The organism is Streptomyces sp. NPDC002577 (assembly GCF_053594815.1).
This window is the reverse complement of sequence record NZ_JBSFWK010000023.1, coordinates 35928-54742: the sequence shown is the minus strand read 5'-3', so window position 1 is coordinate 54742 and position 18815 is coordinate 35928. Positions and strand designations below refer to the sequence as shown.

At 67.2% G+C, this 18815-nt stretch carries 19 protein-coding genes; 6 read left to right on the top strand and 13 right to left on the bottom strand.

Annotation, left to right across the window (positions count from 1 at the left end):
- Window positions 1-168: 168 nt before the first annotated feature.
- From rpsI to ACWD4J_RS25875, 3 genes are all read right to left on the bottom strand, one after another.
- Window positions 169-681 (bottom strand): 30S ribosomal protein S9, encoded by a 513-nt coding sequence (gene rpsI, locus ACWD4J_RS25885; protein ID WP_451397807.1) that lies wholly within the window; start codon window positions 679-681, stop codon window positions 169-171.
- 42 nt (window positions 682-723) lie between these two features.
- Entirely contained in the window at window positions 724-1167 is a 444-nt protein-coding gene (gene rplM, locus ACWD4J_RS25880) for a 50S ribosomal protein L13 (RefSeq protein ID WP_451397806.1), read from the bottom strand.
- A 209-nt stretch (window positions 1168-1376) separates the two neighbouring features.
- Window positions 1377-2618 (bottom strand): glycosyltransferase family 87 protein, encoded by a 1242-nt coding sequence (locus ACWD4J_RS25875; RefSeq protein WP_451397805.1) that lies wholly within the window; start codon window positions 2616-2618, stop codon window positions 1377-1379.
- A gap of 112 nt (window positions 2619-2730) precedes the next feature.
- Here ACWD4J_RS25875 and ACWD4J_RS25870 point away from each other — a divergent pair, with 112 nt between their 5' ends.
- The 6 genes from ACWD4J_RS25870 to ACWD4J_RS25845 all read left to right on the top strand — a co-directional run bounded on the left by ACWD4J_RS25870 (window position 2731) and on the right by ACWD4J_RS25845 (window position 11246).
- A complete protein-coding gene (locus ACWD4J_RS25870; RefSeq protein WP_451397804.1) occupies window positions 2731-3612 on the top strand; it encodes a hypothetical protein in 882 nt (293 codons plus the stop codon).
- Between the two features lie 74 nt (window positions 3613-3686).
- Complete coding sequence (locus ACWD4J_RS25865) at window positions 3687-5069, top strand: glycoside hydrolase family 26 protein (RefSeq protein WP_451397803.1); 1383 nt, start codon at window positions 3687-3689, stop codon at window positions 5067-5069.
- Window positions 5070-5307: 238 nt separating this feature from the next.
- Window positions 5308-6759 (top strand): glycosyltransferase family 2 protein, encoded by a 1452-nt coding sequence (locus ACWD4J_RS25860; RefSeq protein WP_451397802.1) that lies wholly within the window; start codon window positions 5308-5310, stop codon window positions 6757-6759.
- A 21-nt stretch (window positions 6760-6780) separates the two neighbouring features.
- Window positions 6781-8016 (top strand): glycoside hydrolase family 113, encoded by a 1236-nt coding sequence (locus tag ACWD4J_RS25855; RefSeq protein WP_451397801.1) that lies wholly within the window; start codon window positions 6781-6783, stop codon window positions 8014-8016.
- A gap of 15 nt (window positions 8017-8031) precedes the next feature.
- Window positions 8032-9129, top strand: coding sequence for a sugar phosphate nucleotidyltransferase (locus ACWD4J_RS25850; RefSeq protein ID WP_451397800.1), 1098 nt, complete (start codon window positions 8032-8034; stop codon window positions 9127-9129).
- A 35-nt stretch (window positions 9130-9164) separates the two neighbouring features.
- On the top strand, window positions 9165-11246 hold the full coding sequence (locus ACWD4J_RS25845) for an acyltransferase family protein (protein ID WP_451397799.1): 2082 nt from the start codon (window positions 9165-9167) through the stop codon (window positions 11244-11246).
- Window positions 11247-11306: 60 nt separating this feature from the next.
- On the opposite strand, the gene truA is transcribed toward ACWD4J_RS25845, so the two are convergent.
- From truA to secY, 10 genes are all read right to left on the bottom strand, one after another.
- Window positions 11307-12149, bottom strand: a complete 843-nt coding sequence (gene truA / locus ACWD4J_RS25840; protein ID WP_451397798.1) for a tRNA pseudouridine(38-40) synthase TruA — start codon at window positions 12147-12149, stop codon at window positions 11307-11309.
- A gap of 83 nt (window positions 12150-12232) precedes the next feature.
- Window positions 12233-12754 (bottom strand): 50S ribosomal protein L17, encoded by a 522-nt coding sequence (rplQ, locus tag ACWD4J_RS25835; RefSeq protein ID WP_451397797.1) that lies wholly within the window; start codon window positions 12752-12754, stop codon window positions 12233-12235.
- A 177-nt stretch (window positions 12755-12931) separates the two neighbouring features.
- Window positions 12932-13954: a DNA-directed RNA polymerase subunit alpha gene (locus ACWD4J_RS25830; RefSeq protein ID WP_003966937.1), complete on the bottom strand. Its 1023-nt coding sequence runs from the start codon at window positions 13952-13954 to the stop codon at window positions 12932-12934.
- A gap of 144 nt (window positions 13955-14098) precedes the next feature.
- Window positions 14099-14503 (bottom strand): 30S ribosomal protein S11, encoded by a 405-nt coding sequence (rpsK, locus tag ACWD4J_RS25825; protein WP_451397796.1) that lies wholly within the window; start codon window positions 14501-14503, stop codon window positions 14099-14101.
- Window positions 14504-14572: 69 nt separating this feature from the next.
- Entirely contained in the window at window positions 14573-14953 is a 381-nt protein-coding gene (gene rpsM, locus ACWD4J_RS25820; protein ID WP_028805755.1) for a 30S ribosomal protein S13, read from the bottom strand.
- 183 nt (window positions 14954-15136) lie between these two features.
- On the bottom strand, window positions 15137-15250 hold the full coding sequence (gene rpmJ / locus ACWD4J_RS25815; protein WP_003974245.1) for a 50S ribosomal protein L36: 114 nt from the start codon (window positions 15248-15250) through the stop codon (window positions 15137-15139).
- Between the two features lie 80 nt (window positions 15251-15330).
- The gene (gene infA, locus ACWD4J_RS25810) at window positions 15331-15552 is read right to left on the bottom strand and encodes a translation initiation factor IF-1 (RefSeq protein WP_003948620.1); all 222 of its coding nucleotides are present in this window, start codon (window positions 15550-15552) and stop codon (window positions 15331-15333) included.
- A 141-nt stretch (window positions 15553-15693) separates the two neighbouring features.
- Entirely contained in the window at window positions 15694-16530 is an 837-nt protein-coding gene (gene map, locus ACWD4J_RS25805; RefSeq protein WP_451397795.1) for a type I methionyl aminopeptidase, read from the bottom strand.
- Between the two features lie 136 nt (window positions 16531-16666).
- Window positions 16667-17323 carry an adenylate kinase gene (locus ACWD4J_RS25800; RefSeq protein WP_451397794.1) on the bottom strand — a complete coding sequence of 219 codons (657 nt, stop codon included), beginning with the start codon at window positions 17321-17323 and terminating at the stop codon, window positions 16667-16669.
- Window positions 17323-18636, bottom strand: a complete 1314-nt coding sequence (gene secY / locus ACWD4J_RS25795; protein ID WP_451397793.1) for a preprotein translocase subunit SecY — start codon at window positions 18634-18636, stop codon at window positions 17323-17325. Before secY ends, ACWD4J_RS25800 begins: the two co-directional genes overlap by 1 nt.
- Window positions 18637-18815: the final 179 nt, after the last annotated feature.

The window sequence follows — 18815 nt, the reverse complement described above, 5'->3', positions numbered from 1 at the left end:
CAGTGGGGGGAGGCTCAGAAGCTTCGGAAAGAGTCCGAACTCACTAACGGCCGAACGCCTTTGCAGACTTTGCTCTTATGCCGTTATACGCCGCGAATCTGTGATAAACGAACGCCCCGGCAGCACACACTGCGTGCCGCCGGGGCGAACGTGCTGTACAAGCAGCGATTAGCGCTTGCTGTACTGCGGAGCCTTGCGGGCCTTCTTCAGACCGGCCTTCTTCCGCTCGACCGCGCGGTCGTCGCGGCGCAGGAAGCCGGCCTTCTTCAGCGGGCCGCGGTTGTTGTCCACGTCGGCCTCGTTCAGGGCGCGGGCCACGCCGAGGCGCAGGGCACCGGCCTGACCGGAGACGCCGCCACCCGCGATACGGGCGATGACGTCGTAGCGGCCCTCGAGCTCGAGCACCTTGAAGGGCTCGTTGACTTCCTGCTGGTGCACCTTGTTCGGGAAGTAGTCCTCAAGGGTGCGACCGTTGATCTTCCACTTGCCGGTGCCCGGAACGATCCGGACGCGGGCGATGGCGTTCTTGCGACGGCCCAGGCCGGCGGCCGGCTGGGGCTCGCCGAAGCGGGACGCCAGAGACTCGGAGGTGTACTCGCCCTCGAGGGGAACCTCGGTCTCGGTGGTGTAGCTCTCGATGTCGATCTCTTCGAGCGGCTGCTCGGCAGTGGTCTCGGCCACGATGCTCCTCAGATTCTCTTCAGTCTTAGGGGGTGGCCGGACTTACTGCGCGACCTGGGTGATCTCGAACGGCACCGGCTGCTGGGCAGCGTGCGGGTGCTGGTCGCCCGAGTAGACCTTCAGCTTCGAGAGCATCTGACGGCCCAGGGTGTTCTTGGGGAGCATGCCCTTGACGGCCTTCTCGATGGCCTTCTCCGGGTTCTTGTCGAGCAGCTCGTCGTAGCGGATCGAGCGCAGACCGCCCGGGTAGCCGGAGTGGCGGTAGGCCATCTTCTGGGTCCGCTTGTTGCCGGAGAGGTGCACCTTGTCGGCGTTGATGATGATGACGAAGTCACCCGTGTCAACGTGGGGCGCGTAGATCGGCTTGTGCTTGCCGCGCAGGATGGAGGCCGCAGTGGAGGCCAGACGGCCCAGGACGACGTCCTGAGCGTCGATGACGTGCCACTGGCGCGTCACATCGCCGGGCTTGGGGCTGTACGTACGCACGGTTCGTAGCCTTCGCTTCTTCAGTGAGTGTGGTCCTGACAAGGTCACCGAAGACGATCACGACAGCCCTGGCCGCACATCGGTGACGCAAACCGAGTGCTTGCCGCTGGTCATCGGCCCGGTGGACCGGTGTAAGGGCCCCTCACGTGAGAATGAGCAAGCCAATACACATAACGAACAGGCAGGATACCTGCGCCGACGCGGACGGGTCAAAACGACCGGTCGCACAGGACCGCCTGCTGTGTTTCAGGGTACCCCGGCGCCCTGGACGGCCGGGCCCGCGCGCAGTGGACGCCGACGGTCGCGGCCAGGACGCAGAGCGTGATGAAGTCCTTGAAGGCCCTGCGGGTCGCCCCCTCGAGATATGGCAGGGTGAGCCCCTGGACCTGGGGAACGAGCGCGACCCAGAACCACGGGGACCGGGCCACGGCCCCCGGCTGCAGCACCCCGGCGACCAGCAGCGGCACGACGACGACCAGATAGTGGTCGTACGAGGGCCTGGAGACGACAAAGGCCGCCAGCATCAGCATCACGGCGGTCTCGACCAGCCGGGCGGGCCCCGGATCGCCACGCCGCCAGCGCCGCCACGCACACACCACGCCCGCCACCGCGGCCGCCGCCCCCACCAGCAGCGCCACCGTCTGCGGCACTCCGAGCCGCGGCAGCACCGCGACCGCCGACGCGTCGTAGGGCCGCATGAGGGCGTCCCCGCCGCGCAGCAGAAAGGGCAGCGTCCGCGTCAGGAAGCCGCTCGGGTCCGGCATCACCAGCCCCGCGCACACCGATGCCACCGCAGGCACCCCCACCATCCAGCCCAGGGCCCGCCACTGCCGCGCGAAGACGAACAGCAACACGATCGGCGCGAGCAGCGGCTTCAGGGCGATGGCCGCGCCGACGACCGCGCCCGCGGCGGACCAGCGCCCCCGGTCGGCGAGGAGCAGGGCGAGGGGCAGGGCGAGGGCGGCCGTCACGGTCCAGTTGCCGAGGTGGATGAGGTGCTCGAACGGTGCCCAGACCAAGAAGATCCCGAGCAGCCCGAGCACGGCGAAGCGGCTGCGCCAGGGCACGTGGAAGATCCGCAGTGCGCAGGCCCACCCGGCGGCCAGGGCTGCGACGACCAGCAGCGGCACGACGATCCGTACCACCGACGAGGGCAGCATCGCCTGGGGTGCGGCGGCGATCACGGCACTGGGGAGATAGAGGAAGCGGCGGTCCGCGTAGGGCGCCCCACCGTGCAGCCAGGACGCCGCGGCGTGCACGACGAAGGCGTTGTCCATGCCTCCGCCCGCCGAGACCATGGCCACATATACCGCGCGGCCCACCAGCAGGAAGGGGAGCAGAGCGCCGGCGAGCGGTCCGGCGGGCTGCAGCAACCAGTCACGGGCCCGGCATGACGGAACAGTGTCCCTCTCGTCCGGTACACCGGACATGCCGCCCTCGTCCTTGTTCATACAGATCACGCTAGGGCCCGCCGATCCCCGTTCCCGGAACGTGCCACGGCGTGCCGGGATCGTGTCCCCGCCCGGGTCCTGGGGCGATCGGCCCACGTCTAAGATGCGCCCCATGAGCTTTGGGCAAGGGGGGCCTCAGTGGGGTCCCGGGGGGCCGGATTCGGGTTCTCCCAACTGGGGTTCGGGTTCGGACACACCCGACTGGGCGGCGCTCGCCGAAGCGTCGGAGACACGCACCCGCCGCCGCAGATGGCTGTGGATAGGCGGCAGCGCCCTGGCCACGGTCGTGGTCGGGGCGATCGTGGCCATGGCGATCGTCTCCGCCAACAACGGCGACTCCGCGTCGAACCAGCCCCCGGACAAACTCCCCACCTCCGCGGACATCCCGAGCGACACGACACAGCCCGGCCCGTCCTTCGCGGAGACCACTCCCCCGCCCCCGCTGGACCCCGAGGACTTCGTCTCCAGCGCCGGGAAGGACACCGCGCCGCTCAGCGCCGACACCCTCTTCCCCGGGAGCACCCTGACGGTGGGCGAGACCGTCTACAAGAAGGGCGCCACGAGCAGCACGGCCAAGTGCGCCACGGGCGTCCAGGGCGACGTCGCCAAGGTCCTCACCGGCAACGGCTGCACCCGCCTGATCCGCGCCACCTACGCCAGGAACGGCGTCGCGGTCACGGTCGGTGTCGCCGTGTTCGACACCAAGGCCAAGGCCACCAAGGCCAAGAGCGAGTACACCAAGGGCAACGTCCTCTCCCTGCCCGGCTCCGGCGTCCCGGCCTTCTGCCGTACGACGATCTGCCGCACCACGACCAACTCGTACGGGCGCTACCTGTACCTCACCAACGCCGGTTTCACGAGCGGCAAGGACGTGACGCAGAAGGACAGCGCGGTCTTCACCACGGGCGACGACCTCGCCGAGTTCGCGTTCCGGCAGATCCGCCGCCGCGGCGTGGCGCAGGCGTCAGCGGCGGCCAACTCTCCGGCGGCCTGAGAGATCCTCCTGTCTCATCCGCAAACGGGGCAGAATCACCTCGCGGATCACCGGAGAGGGCTGGAACCATGCGGATGCGAAGGCGAGTTCAGCTCATCGGGGCCGCGGCCGGTGCCGCGCTGCTGACGCCGTTGACGGTGTGGGCGTGGCCGGAGGCCGCCGAGCGCCGGCCGGGACTGGTCCCGGTCGACCTGCGGGACCGGGATCCGCACGCGACGCCCGCCGCGCGCAGGGTCTACGCGATGCTGGCCGGTCTCGAGAACGACGCACGCCGCGGGCGGCCGACGCGCACCGTGATCGGCCAGCACGTCGAGCTCCAGAACGAGCGGTACAACGCGGAGTACGGCGACTACCGGGGCGTCAAGCAGCCGGGCTACTACTACCGCAAGGCCCGGGACATCACGGGCCGGCTGCCCGGCTTCGTGGAAGTGGACCTCGGACCCGGCTACGGCGGGCAGGGCTGGGCCGTGGGCGAGCCGCGCTCCTACTCGCGGTCGTCATGGCCGAGTTGCCGCCCGCACTGGGGATACGTCGAGGACGCGGTGGACCTGGCCGTCGGGGTGTGGGCGGGCCTGCCGCGCAAGGCGGACGGTTCGTACCACCCGTCCGGCACCCGTGAGGACTGCGCGTCCGGCACCCGGGTCAGCCTGCCGCACAACGGCGGCGGCCCGGCGGGCATCGTCGGTTTCTCCTTCCATCAGCCGTACCCGGGCAGTGCCGTGAAGGGGTATCAGCAGACACTGCGCCGCAACTCGCCCGCGTCGAAGGACCCCGGCTGGTTCGGCCGGGTGGTCACCCCGGGCAGCGATGAGCACAAGGACCTGCTGCTGGACCTGAGTTATCTCGCCGACCACCTCCAGTACCTCGCGAGTCTCGGGGTACCGGTACTTCTCCGCCCTTACCACGAGATGAACACCGCCGCCCACAAGGGCGGTTTCTGGTGGGCGGGGCAGGATCCGGCCGCGTACCGGAAGCTGTGGCGCATCATGTACGACTACCTCGTGGGCAGTCGCGGCCTGCACAACCTGATCTTCGTCTGGGCGCCCAACTCCTGGGACGGCACCTACGGGCAGGAGCCGCGGGACTACTACCCGGGCAGCCGGTACGTGGACATCGTGGGCGTCGACGACTACAGCGACACCCCGTCCCGGCCCTTCCACGGAAAGACGTGGACCGAGGTCTGGTACCGCGGCCTGGAGCAGTACACCAAGCCCCGGATCCTTGCCGAGTCCTTCCATGTTCCGCTCAACGCGGCACAGCCGCACACCCTTTCGGCGACGCCATGGGTGCTGTGGACCGTGTGGGGCCAGGCGCTTTCGTACGACAACGTGTCTTCACCGCGGGGCAAGAACACCAATGACGATGTGAAGCGGACGTACGGGTCATCACTGGTCATCACGGGCGGATCGGGCGATCAGGAGGCAGATTTTGATTGGAGATTGCTCCACAAAGCCTGAGTTGATTCATGGTTCACGCACATTTTGCGTACAGGCAACACTCACTGTGATCTACGTGCGAGTATCGTATTCCTGTTCGGCCAGTGGTTCTAGACGCCTGGGGGGGCATCTGAGAGGCCGGAACGTCGAAGAAGCGTTGGGGGCACGAGGTCAACCGTGAGACGCATGGGCGCGTACTCAGCGGCGCCGCGAAAACGCAGCTCAACGCACCGCTGATCTCAGGGGAGAGCTGGGCCGCATGGCATCGACACTGGTCGAAGGGGGTGTGCCGCATTCGCGGCACAATCAGAAACTGGCGAAGCGCACCGCGGCCTGGAAGCCGGGCATCCTGCCCTTCCTCATCCCCCTGGTGTGCCTGCTCTTTTTCAGCCTGTGGTCGTACACACCCAGCCGCTCGCCGCTGGCCTGGCTGATCACCATCGCCTGGGCCTTGCCCGTACCGGGCGCCCTCGTGTCCCTCCAGGGCTTCCTGCTGATCCGCCGTCGGGTCCGCAAGGCGCATCTGATGACACCACCCGCCCCGGTAACGCAGGACTTCCTGATCGTGCTGGTGCCGACGATCGGCCGGCACGACACGTACCCCGCCCTGGAGCGCTCCGTCCTCTCCTACGTGGAACACCTCCCGGAGTGGTTCCCGTACATGCGCGTCGACGTCCTCACCGAGGAGGGCTGCGAGGCCGCCGAACGGATCGACGACCTGGCGGCGACCAGCCCGCTGATCCGCGTGGTCACGGTCCCGAAGGCCTACCAGACCAGGAACGGCACGCGCTTCAAGGCCCGCGCGAACAACTACGCCCACGAGCTGCGCATCGCGGAGGGCGAGGCCCTGGAGAACGTCTGGGTCCTGCACATGGACGACGACACCGGCGTCGGACCCGACACCTCCGCGTCCCTGGCCCAGTTCATCAACCGTCAGCGCCGTGCGACCCCCGAAGAGGTCAAGCACATGGCGCAGGGCATCCTGGCCTACCCGCGCGAGAACGCGGTGTCCATGCTCACCTGGTTCGCCGACGCCATCCGCCCGGCGGACGACATCGCGCGGTTCCGCGCCTTCACGGGACTCGGCACGCCGGCCGCCGGCGTGCACGGCGAACTCCTCGTCATCCGCGCGTCCATAGAGGCCGAGATCGGCTGGGACTTCGGCCCCAAGGAGATCGTCGAGGACGCCCGGCTGGCCCTGACCTTCTGCCGCCTCTACCCGGGCCGCAGCGACTGGTTCAACGGCCGCTGCTACGGCGCCTCGCCGGCCAACACCAAGGACTTCATCAAGCAGCGTGAGCGCTGGGCCTGGGGCCTGGTCGCCCTCTGCTTCAACCGCAAGGTGCCGCTCCGTTACCGCTGGTTCCTGACCATGTGTGTGACGAGCTGGATCCTGGGCCCGCTGCAGCACGTCGGCACCATTCTGTTCGTGGGCTGGTTCATCGGCGACATGAACACCTCGCCCGTGACCCAGTCGGTCGTCCTGCTGTGGTCGATCAGCTTCGCCTATGTGATCTGGGCGTACTGGGAAGGACTGCGGCTCAACGCCATCGCCTCGGTGAACGGCAGGCGCAAGTGGTGGGAGCCCATCGCGGTCATGGCCATGCTCCCCTTCTTCTCCCTCATCGAAGGGGCCGGCGGCATCAAGGGCCTGTGGAAGTTCATCCGCCGCGAGGAGAACAAGTTCGTCGTCATCGCCAAGCCCGCCTGACCCGGAAGAGAACGACACGTCATGAAGCGCGCCCGCTTGCCTCTGCTTGCCGTGCTGCCCGTAACCGTCATCTCCTTCGTGGTCGCGGTGCCCTTCGTCGCCGGTGACCATCCGGTGCGCTGGGAGTCGGGCTCACTCCTGCCGAACCTCGTACTCAAGGGAGAGGACACCGGACCGTCGAAGGGCTCGTCGGCCGACGACGGCACCACCGGACCGAGCACCTCGACTCCGGCCACCGCGGAGATCGCCAAGGTGGACAAGGAGTGGAAGAAGGGCATGCCGCAGTGGGGCGTCCAGTTCTACTGGGAGGACAACCCCAAGCACCCCCTCGAGTACGTCGAGAAGCAGGCCCGTCTGCAAGCGAACTACCTGGTCGGACTGCACGCCAACTCCGTCAGCGTGTCCTTCCCGTTCATCACCGGTGGCCGCGACTCGACGAATATCAGCGCGAGCAGCAAGACCCCCGCCCCCGAGCGGCTTGCCGACGTCTTGGAGATCTTCCACAAGGCCGGACTGCGCACCACGGTACGGCCCCTGCTGGACGAGACGTCCCTCGATGTCGCCGATGGGGACTGGCGCGGCAATATCCGGCCGACCGATCGCAAGGCCTGGTTCACCTCGTACGAGAAGTTCATGACTCCGTATCTGAAGGCGGCGAACTCCCAGAAGGCGGCCACCTTCGTCATCGGAACAGAGCTGAACTCCATGGAGGGGGACGCCCGCTGGGAGGGGCTCGTGGACCGGGCCGAGAAGCTGTTCTCGGGCGACGTCGCCTACGACTCGAACTGGGACGCCTATGTCAGCGGCCCGGTCGACATGCCCGTCACCAGCCTCGGAGTCGACGCATACTTCCCGGTCAAGGTCCCGGACAACGCCTCGGTGCAGACCCTTGTCGACGGCTGGAACACATGGCTGGACAAGAAGGCCACCGGCCCGCTGCCGAAGATCACCATCGCTGAGGCCGGCATCGGCGCCATGAACGGCGCGTACCACGCACCCGGCGACTTCTACACCAAACGCGCCGTCAACCCCCGGGTGCAGGCCAACTGGTACACCGCCGTCTGCAAGGTCGTCCAGGAACGCAAGATGTCCGGCGTCTACTGGTGGTCGATCTACTTCGACGACGACCCGAACAAGAAGCCCGACGACAAGGTTGTCTCCCGGCTCAACTTCGCCGGACGCCCCCTCAGCGAGAAGGCAATCAAGTCCTGCTTCACCTCCGACTACGCAGGCCCCGGGAACGACTCCGCGAGCTGATCGAGCGAGGCAATCATGCAAGAAGCCATCATCCTGGTGGGCGGCAAGGGAACCCGCTTGCGCCCGTTGACGAACCACACCCCGAAACCGCTGCTCAGCGTCGCGGGCTCCTCCTTCATCCGGCACCAGGTGGCCAAACTGATGGACGCGGGGGTCGAACACGTGGTGTTCGCCACCTCGTATCTCGCCAGCCTCTTCGAGGAGGAGTTCAAGGGCTTCACCCAGGATCTGGAGATCTCCTACGCCGTCGAGGAGGTTCCGCTCGGCACGGGGGGAGCGATCCGCAACGCCGCGCGTCTGCTGCGCAGTTCGGCGGATGCGCCCGTACTCATCCTCAACGGCGACATCCTGTCCGGCGTCGACCTGCGCGCCATCCTGGTGCGGCACGAGGCACAGGAAGCGGATGTGACCCTGCACCTCACCCGCGTTCCCGACCCTCGCGCTTTCGGCCTCGTGCCCACCGACGAGGCCGGAAGGGTGCTGTCCTTCCTCGAGAAGCCCAAGACCCCGCAAGAGTGCGTCACCGACCAGATCAACGCCGGTTGCTACGTCTTCCGCCGGTCCGTGCTGGACGCCATCCCGGCCGGCCGCGAGGTCTCCGTCGAACAAGAGACCTTCCCGGAGCTCGTCGCCCAGGGCCGGCGCGTCTTCGGCCACACCACGGACGACTACTGGCGTGACCTCGGCACACCGCTGGCCTTCGTCCAGGGTTCCGCCGACCTGGTCACCGGCAAGGCGACCTCTCCCCTCGTGGAGCGGCCGGCCGAGGCCCTGATCCATACCACGGCCACCGTCGACCCGACCGCCCGCATCATGGGAGGCTCGACGATCGGCCCTCACGCCGTCATCGGCCCGGACGTGATCGTCGAGCGCTCCATCATCGCCGGGAACGTCACCCTGGCGCAGGGCGCTCAGATCTACGAGTCCGTGGTGGACCACGACTCCTCGATCGGCAGCGGCTGCCTCCTGCGCGAGGTTGTGGTGGGCTGCCATGCACACATCGGCGCGGAGAACGAGCTGCCCGCCCAGTTGCGGCTGTCGTGCGGCATCCGCATTCCCGCCCAGGGGGTGCGCGTCAGCGGTACGGCTGCCGCCTGCCCGACGGTCCACTGAAGTCGCCGGCCTGACCGGACAGTTACTGGAGAACCGTGACCACCCATCAAGCCACCGCGGTAGGCGACCCGACGCAGCCGCTCGGGCACCCGTCGGAGCAGCACCGCCGCAGAGCCCCGAGGGAAGACCGCCTGCGCAAGTACCGGCCGGACATTCAGGGCCTGCGTGCCGTCGCCATCATGATGGTCGTCGCCATGCACTGCGGCATACTCGACATCCACGGCGGCGTGGATGTCAGCTTCGTGCTCAGCGGCTTCCTCATCGGCAGCCAGCTTTTCGCCGAGATCAACAAGACGAAGAAGGTGTCGCTGGGCAAGTTCTGGGCGCGCCGCTTCCGGCGACTCGCGCCGGGCGCCGCGATCACCATCATCGCCACGGCCGTCCTGTCCTGGATCTACGCGAGCCCGTTCACGTTCCGCGACTACATGTCGGACGGCTTCAGCGCCTCGCTGAGCTTCATCAACTGGCGCCTCGCCGAGAACGGCACCGACTACTTCGCCAACGACGGCAGCCAGTCCCCGTACCAGCACTTCTGGTCGCTGGGCATCGAAGAGCAGTTCTACGTGGTCGCCCCGATCGCACTCGTCGTCGTCGCCTGGCTCAGCCGCCTCATCTTCCGCAACCGGTTCCTTGTGGGACTGTTCCTCGCGGCGCTGATCGCCGGATCGCTCTATCTGTCGGTCACGGAGACCCAGACGAACCAGCCCCTCGCCTATTTCGGCACCCCGACCCGCATCTGGGAACTGGCGCTCGGCGTCTTCGTCGCCCTCAACGCCTCGCTCCTCTCCCGCATGAACCTGGGCCTGGCGGCCTTCCTCTCCTGGGTCGGGCTCGGGACCACTCTCGTCACCGCCCTCCTCATCACGGAGGAGACCCCGCTGCCGGGGTACGCGGTGGGCGGCCCCGTGCTGGGCGCCGCGCTGATCATCGCCGGGGGTTGTGCCGCTCCCCGCTTCGGCGCCGAGAAGCTCCTCGACAATCCCGTCTTCAACTTCATCGGAAACGCCAGCTACAGCTGGTACCTCTTGCACTGGCCGTTTCTCATACTCTGGCCCCAGATCATCGACCGGGAGTTCACCTACTCCGACCGGTTCCGGGTGGCGACGGGCTCCTTCCTGCTGGCCGTTGTCATGCACTACGTCGTCGAGCGGCGGTTCAAGAACAACGTGAAGCTCGTACAGATCCCCTGGCGGGGCATCCTCGCCGGCGCGACGATGACGGCTGCCGCCGCCCTCGCAACGACCCTCGCCCTGCAGGTGCCGCTCAACCTGTCGGTCGAAACCACCGCCGGCGCCGCGGCCTCCGGCTACGCGGGCACCGCGTCGGTCAAGAAGGCGGTGAGCGAACGGAACCACCCCCAGATCACCCAGAAAGCGCTGCTCGAAGCGCCCGACGACCGGGGCGACCACGGCTGCATCGACGACCTGCTGATCACCGGCTACACCCAGCGGGACGACTGCGTCATGGGCGACAAGACCGCCAAGAAGACGATGGTGCTGATGGGCGACTCGCACGCCTACCAGTGGGGCAACGCGTTCAACGCGCTCGGCCTCAAGCTGCACGTCAAGGTCATCACGGTGATCAAGAGCGGCTGCACCCCCGAGGTCTACAAGATCACCCGTGAGGACCTCGGGCGTGAGTACACCGAATGCACCAGCTGGCGGAAGACCGCCCTCGACAAGATCGACCAGATCGATCCGGACGTCATCGTCGTCACGAACCGCGCCCAGGCGACCACCACGCGCGCCGGCGCCCAGCAGACGTTCGCACGGCTCAAGGCCACTGGCGCGAAGCTGGTCTACCTGACGGACACGCCGTATCCGAACTTCAGCGTGCCCGACTGCCTGGCAGAGAAGTCCGACGACATCGGCGCCTGTACCCCGAAGTCCGAGGTCGTCATCGACCGCGCGGAATTCCGTCTGATGGAACGCGAAGTAGCCGAAAAGTACGGCTTCAAGGTCATCGACACGATTCCCGCGTTCTGCGCCGACGGATACTGTCCGGCGGTGATCGGCGGGCACGTCGTCTACTGGGACTACAGCCACATGTCGGGCAGCTACTCGCGATCCCTGGCCCCCTATCTGCAGCCGTCCTTCAAGAGGATCCTGGCCGGCTGACCCCGCGGTCCCGCCGAACGAAGGGGGAGCTCCGCGGCACCGAGCCGCGGAGTTCCCCCTTCAGTGCACCTGCCCCCGCACCCGCCGAGCCTGCCGCTGCCGCTCCATGAGCAGCTCATCGGCCGGATAGGCGACCTCCTCCAGCGTCAGCCCGTGCGCCCGTACGACATGCACGGCACTGTCCCGCACCCCCGCGTCCAGCACCTTCCGCGGCCACTCCACACCCCGGTGCCCGTCCCCCACGAACAGCAGCGCCCCGACCATGGAGCGCACCTGGTTGTGGCAGAAGGCGTCCGCGCGGACCTCGATCTCGACGATCCCGTCCGCTCCCCGCCGCACCCCGAAGTCGAAGATCTCACGGACCGTCGACGCCCCCTCGCGCTTCTTCGCGTACGCCGCGAAGTCGTGCTCCCCCACCAGGGACTTGGCGGCGGCGTCCATCACGACGACGTCCAGGGGCCAGTCGTGCCACAGCACGTGGTTGCGCAGCAACGGATCCACGCCGCCGGGGTTGTCGGTGACGCGATACACGTAGCGCCGCCAGAGCGCGGCGAAGCGGGCGTTGAAGCCGCTGGGCGCCTCCCTGAGCGCCCACACCCGTACGTCCCTGGGCAGGCGCCCTGCGAGACGTTTCAGCAGCTTGCCGCTCTGCTCGGCCCAGACCTCCCGGGGCAGATCGACATGAGCCACCTGCCCCCGGGCGTGCACCCCGGCATCGGTGCGTCCGGCGACGGTCAGCTCGTACGTCTCCCCGGACCGCGTCACCGTACGCAGCGCGTCCTCGATCTCCCCCTGGACGGTCCGCTTCCCGCCGGCCTGCTTGGCCCAGCCGTGGAAGTCGCTGCCGTCGTAGGAGACGTCGAGGCGGATGCGGACGTAACCGGGCTGTACTTCGTCACTCACCCCTGGATCCTCTCAAGTACTCGGGGACGCGAAAGCGGGCCCGCCCCGGGGGACGGACCCGCTTTCCAGCACCAGGCAGAGCCTCAGGCGTCCTTGGACTCCTCGGCGGCGGCCTCGGCGGCCTCCTCCGGCTTGGCGTCCTCGACGACCTCGTCGACCTTGGTCTCCTCGACCTTGGTCTCCTCGGCCTCCTTGACCGCACGCTTGGTGGCGGCCTCGGCCTCGCCCACGGCCTTCTGCTGCACCGTCAGCGCCTCGACCAGCTCGATGACAGCCATGGGCGCGTTGTCGCCACGGCGGTTACCGATCTTGGTGATCCGGGTGTAGCCACCCGGGCGGTTCTCGTACCGCGGGCCGATCTCGGTGAAGAGCGTGTGGACGATGCCCTTGTCCGTGATGACCTGGAGCACCTGACGGCGGTTGTGAAGGTCGCCCTTCTTCGCCTTGGTGATCAGACGCTCGGCGTACGGCCGCAGACGGCGGGCCTTCGCCTCGGTGGTGGTGATACGGCCGTGCTCGAACAGCGAGGTGGCGAGGTTCGCCAGCAGAAGCTTCTCGTGCGCGGCGCTGCCGCCCAGACGGGCACCCTTGGTGGGCTTCGGCATTGTGTTTCTCCTAGGTGTCTGCCCCGGCCGTATCAGGTACCGGAGTCAGTATCCGAGCGGGCGGTCGCCCGTCGGAGATCCGGGAGCAGCCCCGAAGGGTCGCTCCCGGAAGGGGCGCGGGGAACTGCGCGACAAGCCACAGCGCACCCGCACCCAAGAACGGTCCTCGCGGAGCGCTCAGTACTGCTCGGTCTCGACGAACCCGGCGTCCGCGTCGTCGTCGGCGCCGAAGGCGTCCGCCGCAGCGGTCGGGTCGAATCCGGGCGGGCTGTCCTTGAGCGCCAGGCCCATACCGGCCAGCTTCGCCTTGACCTCGTCGATCGACTTCGCACCGAAGTTGCGGATGTCGAGCAGGTCGGCCTCGGAACGAGCCACGAGCTCACCCACGGAGTGGATGCCCTCGCGCTTCAGGCAGTTGTACGAGCGAACGGTGAGCTCGAGCTCCTCGATCGGCAGCGCCAGGTCGGCAGCGAGCGCGGCGTCCGTCGGGGACGGGCCCATGTCGATGCCCTCGGCGTCGATGTTGAGCTCGCGCGCCAGACCGAACAGCTCGACCAGGGTCTTACCGGCCGACGCCATGGCGTCACGCGGACGCATGGCCTGCTTGGTCTCGACGTCGACGATCAGCTTGTCGAAGTCGGTGCGCTGCTCGACACGGGTCGCCTCGACCTTGTACGTGACCTTGAGCACCGGCGAGTAGATGGAGTCGACCGGGATACGGCCGATCTCCTGGCCCACCTGCTTGTTCTGCACGGCGGAGACGTAGCCGCGACCGCGCTCGACGGTCAGCTCCATCTCCAGCTTGCCCTTGCCGTTGAGCGTGGCGAGGACGAGGTCGGGGTTGTGCACCTCGACACCGGCCGGGGGCGCGATGTCGGCGGCGGTGACCAGACCCGGACCCTGCTTGCGCAGGTACATCACGACCGGCTCGTCGTGCTCGGAGGAGACGACCAGCTGCTTGATGTTGAGGATCAGGTCGGTGACGTCCTCCTTGACGCCCGGCACGGTGGTGAACTCGTGCAGAACGCCGTCGATACGGATGGACGTGACCGCCGCACCCGGGATCGAGGACAGGAGCGTACGACGCAGGGAGTTGCCGAGGGTGTAGCCGAAGCCCGGCTCCAGCGGCTCGATCACGAACCGGGAGCGGAACTCGTCGACGACCTCTTCGGTCAACGAGGGACGCTGAGCGATCAGCATGTGTGGATCAGATCCTTCAGTCGTGGATGCCCGCTATTTGACACCCGACGGAACCCGCACGGTCACCCGGCGGGGTACTGCAAGGGTACGGGCGGCACGGCCCCGAAGGGGACGTACCGCCCGAATCCTCAAGACAACCAGACCTCAGACGCGGCGGCGCTTCGACGGACGGCAGCCGTTGTGCGGGGTGGGGGTGACGTCCTGGATGGAGCCGACCTCGAGACCCGTCGCCTGCAGCGAGCGGATGGCCGTCTCACGACCCGAGCCCGGGCCCTTGACGAAGACGTCGACCTTGCGCATGCCGTGCTCCTGCGCGCGGCGGGCAGCCGACTCGGCGGCCATCTGCGCGGCGAAGGGGGTGGACTTGCGCGAGCCCTTGAAGCCGACGTGGCCGGCGGAGGCCCAGGAGATCACGTTGCCGGTCGGGTCGGTGATCGAAACGATGGTGTTGTTGAACGTGCTCTTGATGTGCGCGTGGCCGTGAGCGACGTTCTTCTTTTCCTTGCGGCGCACCTTCTTGGCAGCGCCCTGACGACCCTTGGGGGGCATCTATTACTCCTACGGGGAGGTGGTCGGTCCTACAGCGAAGACCGCTGATGAAGCGTTGTCCGCTGAGGACTACTTCTTGCCCGGCTTCTTCTTACCGGCGATAGCGCGACGCGGGCCCTTGCGGGTGCGGGCGTTGGTGCTGGTGCGCTGACCGTGGACGGGCAGGCCACGGCGGTGGCGCAGGCCCTGGTAGCAGCCGATCTCGACCTTGCGGCGGATGTCGGCCTGGATCTCACGACGGAGGTCACCCTCGGTCTTGAGGTTGGCGTCCACGTACTCGCGGATCTTGACCAGCTCCTCCTCGGAGAGGTCACGAACGCGGGTGTTCGGGTTCACGCCGGTCTCGGCCAGCGTCTGCTGGGAAAGGGTCCGGCCGATGCCGAACACGTAGGTGAGGGCGACCTCCACGCGCTTGTCGCGCGGGATGTCAACACCGGAAACGCGTGCCATTCAATGGCTCCAGTTGTCTGTCGGAGGTCTTCCACAGGACCGCTTCCCAGCCGCCGTACGAGGTACGAACCGGGTCCCCGGCCTCCGACCGGGGGTATCGGATCACTCGGATCCGGGACCTGCGTATGTACATATGTGCTTGCGTCGCGCGAGATCTGCGGGTGCAGAGGGTGCGGTCGTGCGTCAGCCCTGGCGCTGCTTGTGGCGCGGGTTGTCGCAGATGACCATGACCCGGCCGTGACGGCGGATCACCCTGCACTTGTCGCAGATCTTCTTGACGCTCGGCTTGACCTTCATGGGATGTGAGGTTCTCCGGGTCAGTGCCACCACCCCGCCCCGGCACCGGGAGGAACCAGGGAGCGGAGCACAGGCAAGATCTACTTGTAGCGGTAAACGATCCGGCCACGCGTCAGGTCGTACGGAGACAGCTCCACCACGACCCGGTCGTCAGGGAGGATACGGATGTAGTGCATACGCATCTTGCCGCTGATGTGTGCCAGGACCTGGTGGCCGTTCTGGAGCTCGACCTTGAACATGGCGTTCGGCAGAGACTCGACGACAGTGCCCTCGATCTCGATGGCACCTTGCTTCTTGGCCACGCTTCGCCCTTCGAATCGACTACCTTGATCGACTCCGCACGACCGCATGCGGACATGCGGGTACACGAGAGCCGACGAGTCAGTCTACGTCAGTGCCCTCTGAAAGACGAATCGACAAAGAATGCCCGCATCGGCTGATCGTTATGCCAGCGGGTCCGGCGCCGCCGTGATCCCGTACTCCGCCAGCTTCGCCTTGCCGCCGTCCGGAGCCGTGAGAACCAGCGGGCCGTCCTCCGTGAGAGCGACGGAGTGCTCCCAGTGCGACGACCAGGTGCCGTCCGTCGTGATGACCGTCCAGTCGTCCTCGAGGACCCGGGTCCTCGGCGTGCCGAGGCTCACCATGGGCTCGATCGCGAGGCAGAAGCCGGGGACCAGCTTGGGGCCCTTGCCGCGCCGGCGCTCGACGTAGTTGAGCAGGTGCGGGTCCATGTGCATCTCGGTGCCGATGCCGTGGCCGCCGTAGTCCTCGACGATTCCGTACTTGCCGCCGCCGGGCTTGGGCTGGCGCCGGATGTACGTCTCGATGGCGCGGGAGATGTCGACGAGCCGGTTGCCGTTCTTCATCGCGGCGATGCCCGCCCACATCGACTCCTCGGTCACCCGCGAGAGCTCGATGAGCTCCGGAGCGTGACCGCCGCCCACGAACGCCGTGTACGCCGCGTCGCCGTGCCAGCCGTCGACGATGGCGCCGCAGTCGATGGAGATGATGTCGCCGTCCTTGAGGACGGTCCTGTCGTCGGGGATGCCGTGGACGACGACCTCGTTCACCGAGGTGCAGATCGTGGCGGGGAAGCCGCCGTAGCCCAGGAAGTTCGACTTGGCGCCGTGCTCGTCGAGCACCTTGCGCGCGACCTCGTCCAGGTCACGGGTGGTGGCACCCGGCACCGCGGCCTCCCGGGTGGCCGCGTGGATGGCGGCGACGACAAGGCCCGCCGCCCGCATTTTGGCGATCTGCTCGGGGGTCTTGATCTGCACCATCTGCGGCTGACGCCTTTCTGTACGGGAAGCACGGGCTAGGTCAACGATAAGGCCCCCGTCGGCGGAGCCGTCCCCCAGACAAACACGTCGGCCGCGGCACCCCGAAGGGGGCGCCGCGGCCGACGTGAAGGAACCGTTACGCGCTCTCGCGCGCGAGCGCGCCCATCGCGCGCTTGGTGACCTCGTCCACCTTCCCCAGCGCCGAGATCGTGATCAGCAGCCCCTGGTTCCGGTAGTAGTCGATGATCGGCTCGGTCTGCGTGTGGTAGACCTCGAGCCGCTTGCGGACGGTCTCCTCGCTGTCGTCGTCACGCTGGTAGAGCTCGCCACCGCAGACGTCGCAGACGCCGTCCTGCTGCGGCGGGCTGTACGTGGCGTGGAAGACGTGGCTGGAGTCCTTGCGGCAGACCCGGCGGCCGGCGATCCGCTTGACCACCTCGTCCTCGGGGACCTCGAGGTCCAGCACGGCGTCGAGCTTCATGCCCTCCGCCTTGAGCGTCTCGTCGAGCGCCTCGGCCTGGGACACGTTGCGCGGGAAGCCGTCGAGCAGGAAGCCGTTCTCGGCGTCCGGCTGCGACATACGGTCCTTGGCCATCCCGATGGTGACCTCGTCCGGCACCAGGTTGCCGGCGTCCATGTACGCCTTCGCCCTCTTGCCCAGCTCCGTGCCCTGGCTGATGTTGGCTCGGAACAGGTCGCCCGTGGAGATGTGCGGGATCGACAGGTTCTTGGCGAGGAACGCGGCCTGCGTTCCCTTACCCGCACCAGGCGGCCCGACGAGGACGATACGCATCAGCGGAGGAACCCTTCGTAATTGCGCTGCTGGAGCTGGCTCTCGATCTGCTTCACGGTCTCCAGACCGACACCCACGATGATGAGGATGCTCGTCCCGCCGAACGGGAAATTCTGGTTCGCGTTGAAGCCGGCCAATGCCATCGTCGGTACGAGAGCGATCAGGCCCAGATACAGCGAGCCCGGCCAGGTGATCCGGTTGAGTACGTAGCTCAGATACTCAGCGGTCGGTCGGCCAGCCCGGATGCCCGGGATGAAGCCACCATACTTCTTCATGTTGTCTGCAACTTCCTCGGGGTTGAACGAGATCGCCACATAGAAGAAGGCGAAAAACACGATCAAGAGGAAGTAACTGACGATGTAGTACGGGTGAGTGCCCTTGGTCAGGTTCTGGTCGATCCAGGTCTTCCATCCCGAATTGCCCCCGGCGAACTGGGCGACCAGCGCCGGAATGTAGAGCAGCGACGACGCGAAGATGACAGGAATCACACCCGCCTGGTTGACCTTGAGCGGGATGTAGGTCGACGTGCCGCCGTACGAACGACGGCCGATCATGCGCTTCGCGTACTGCACCGGGATGCGGCGCTGGGCCTGCTCGACGAAGACCACCAAGGCGACCATGACCAGGCCGACGAGGATCACGACGCCGAACTCGATCCAGCCGTCCGCCAGCTTGCCCTGCTTCTTGATGGCCCACATGGCGCTCGGGAAGGTGGCGGCGATCGAGATGAACATCAGGATGGACATGCCGTTGCCGATGCCGCGGTCGGTGATGAGCTCACCGAGCCACATGACGACTGCGGTGCCCGCGGTCATGGTGATGACCATGGTGATGGTCACGAAGATCGACTGGTCGGGAACGATCTCGCTGGCCACCGGGCAACCGGAGAAGAGCGCGCCGCTGCGCGCGGTCGCGACCAGGCCCGTGCCCTGCAGGATGGCGAGCGCCACGGTCAGATAGCGCGTGTACTGCGTGATCTTCGTCGTGCCCGCCTGGCCCTCCTTCTTCAGGGCCTCAAGGCGCGGGATCACCACGGTCAGCAGCTGGAGAATGATGCTCGCCGTGATGTACGGCATGATGCCGAGCGCGAAGACCGTGATCTGCAGCAGGGCGCCGCCGCTGAACATGTTCACCAGGCCGAAGAGACCCTGGTTGGCGTTCGCCTGGTCCATACATGTCTGGACGTTCTGATAGCTGACGCCCGGGATCGGAATGTGCGCCCCGACCCGGTAGACCACGATGATGCCGAGCGTGAAGAGCAGCTTCTTGCGCAGGTCGGGCGTCCTGAACGCCCGGGCGAACGCGGTGAGCACGGTGCCTCCTGCGACCCCCGCGCACATGCGTCAGAGGTGACGGTCTTGAGGTTCGACGAATACGTATCGGTCAAGCCGCCTGGCGCCCCTGAAGGCACACCAGACGAAAAGTTAACAGTGAAGGCCACCTTACCGGCGACCGTGCTCCCCTGGAACGACCAACCGGGGATACCCCATTT

What these genes read in the sequence shown, in the direction of transcription:
- ACWD4J_RS25855 (WP_451397801.1), top strand. Translation starts at nt 6,781, where the DNA reads ATGAAGCGCGCCCGCTTGCCTCTGCTTGCCGTGCTGCCCGTAACCGTC.
- map (WP_451397795.1), bottom strand. Translation starts at nt 16,530, where the DNA reads ATGGTGCAGATCAAGACCCCCGAGCAGATCGCCAAAATGCGGGCGGCG.
- rpsM (WP_028805755.1), bottom strand. Translation starts at nt 14,953, where the DNA reads ATGGCACGCGTTTCCGGTGTTGACATCCCGCGCGACAAGCGCGTGGAG.
- ACWD4J_RS25800 (WP_451397794.1), bottom strand. Translation starts at nt 17,323, where the DNA reads ATGCGTATCGTCCTCGTCGGGCCGCCTGGTGCGGGTAAGGGAACGCAG.
- ACWD4J_RS25875 (WP_451397805.1), bottom strand. Translation starts at nt 2,618, where the DNA reads ATGAACAAGGACGAGGGCGGCATGTCCGGTGTACCGGACGAGAGGGAC.
- rpmJ (WP_003974245.1), bottom strand. Translation starts at nt 15,250, where the DNA reads ATGAAGGTCAAGCCGAGCGTCAAGAAGATCTGCGACAAGTGCAGGGTG.
- ACWD4J_RS25830 (WP_003966937.1), bottom strand. Translation starts at nt 13,954, where the DNA reads ATGCTGATCGCTCAGCGTCCCTCGTTGACCGAAGAGGTCGTCGACGAG.
- ACWD4J_RS25870 (WP_451397804.1), top strand. Translation starts at nt 2,731, where the DNA reads ATGAGCTTTGGGCAAGGGGGGCCTCAGTGGGGTCCCGGGGGGCCGGAT.
- rpsK (WP_451397796.1), bottom strand. Translation starts at nt 14,503, where the DNA reads ATGCCCCCCAAGGGTCGTCAGGGCGCTGCCAAGAAGGTGCGCCGCAAG.
- ACWD4J_RS25860 (WP_451397802.1), top strand. Translation starts at nt 5,308, where the DNA reads ATGGCATCGACACTGGTCGAAGGGGGTGTGCCGCATTCGCGGCACAAT.
- ACWD4J_RS25865 (WP_451397803.1), top strand. Translation starts at nt 3,687, where the DNA reads ATGCGAAGGCGAGTTCAGCTCATCGGGGCCGCGGCCGGTGCCGCGCTG.
- rplQ (WP_451397797.1), bottom strand. Translation starts at nt 12,754, where the DNA reads ATGCCGAAGCCCACCAAGGGTGCCCGTCTGGGCGGCAGCGCCGCGCAC.
- ACWD4J_RS25850 (WP_451397800.1), top strand. Translation starts at nt 8,032, where the DNA reads ATGCAAGAAGCCATCATCCTGGTGGGCGGCAAGGGAACCCGCTTGCGC.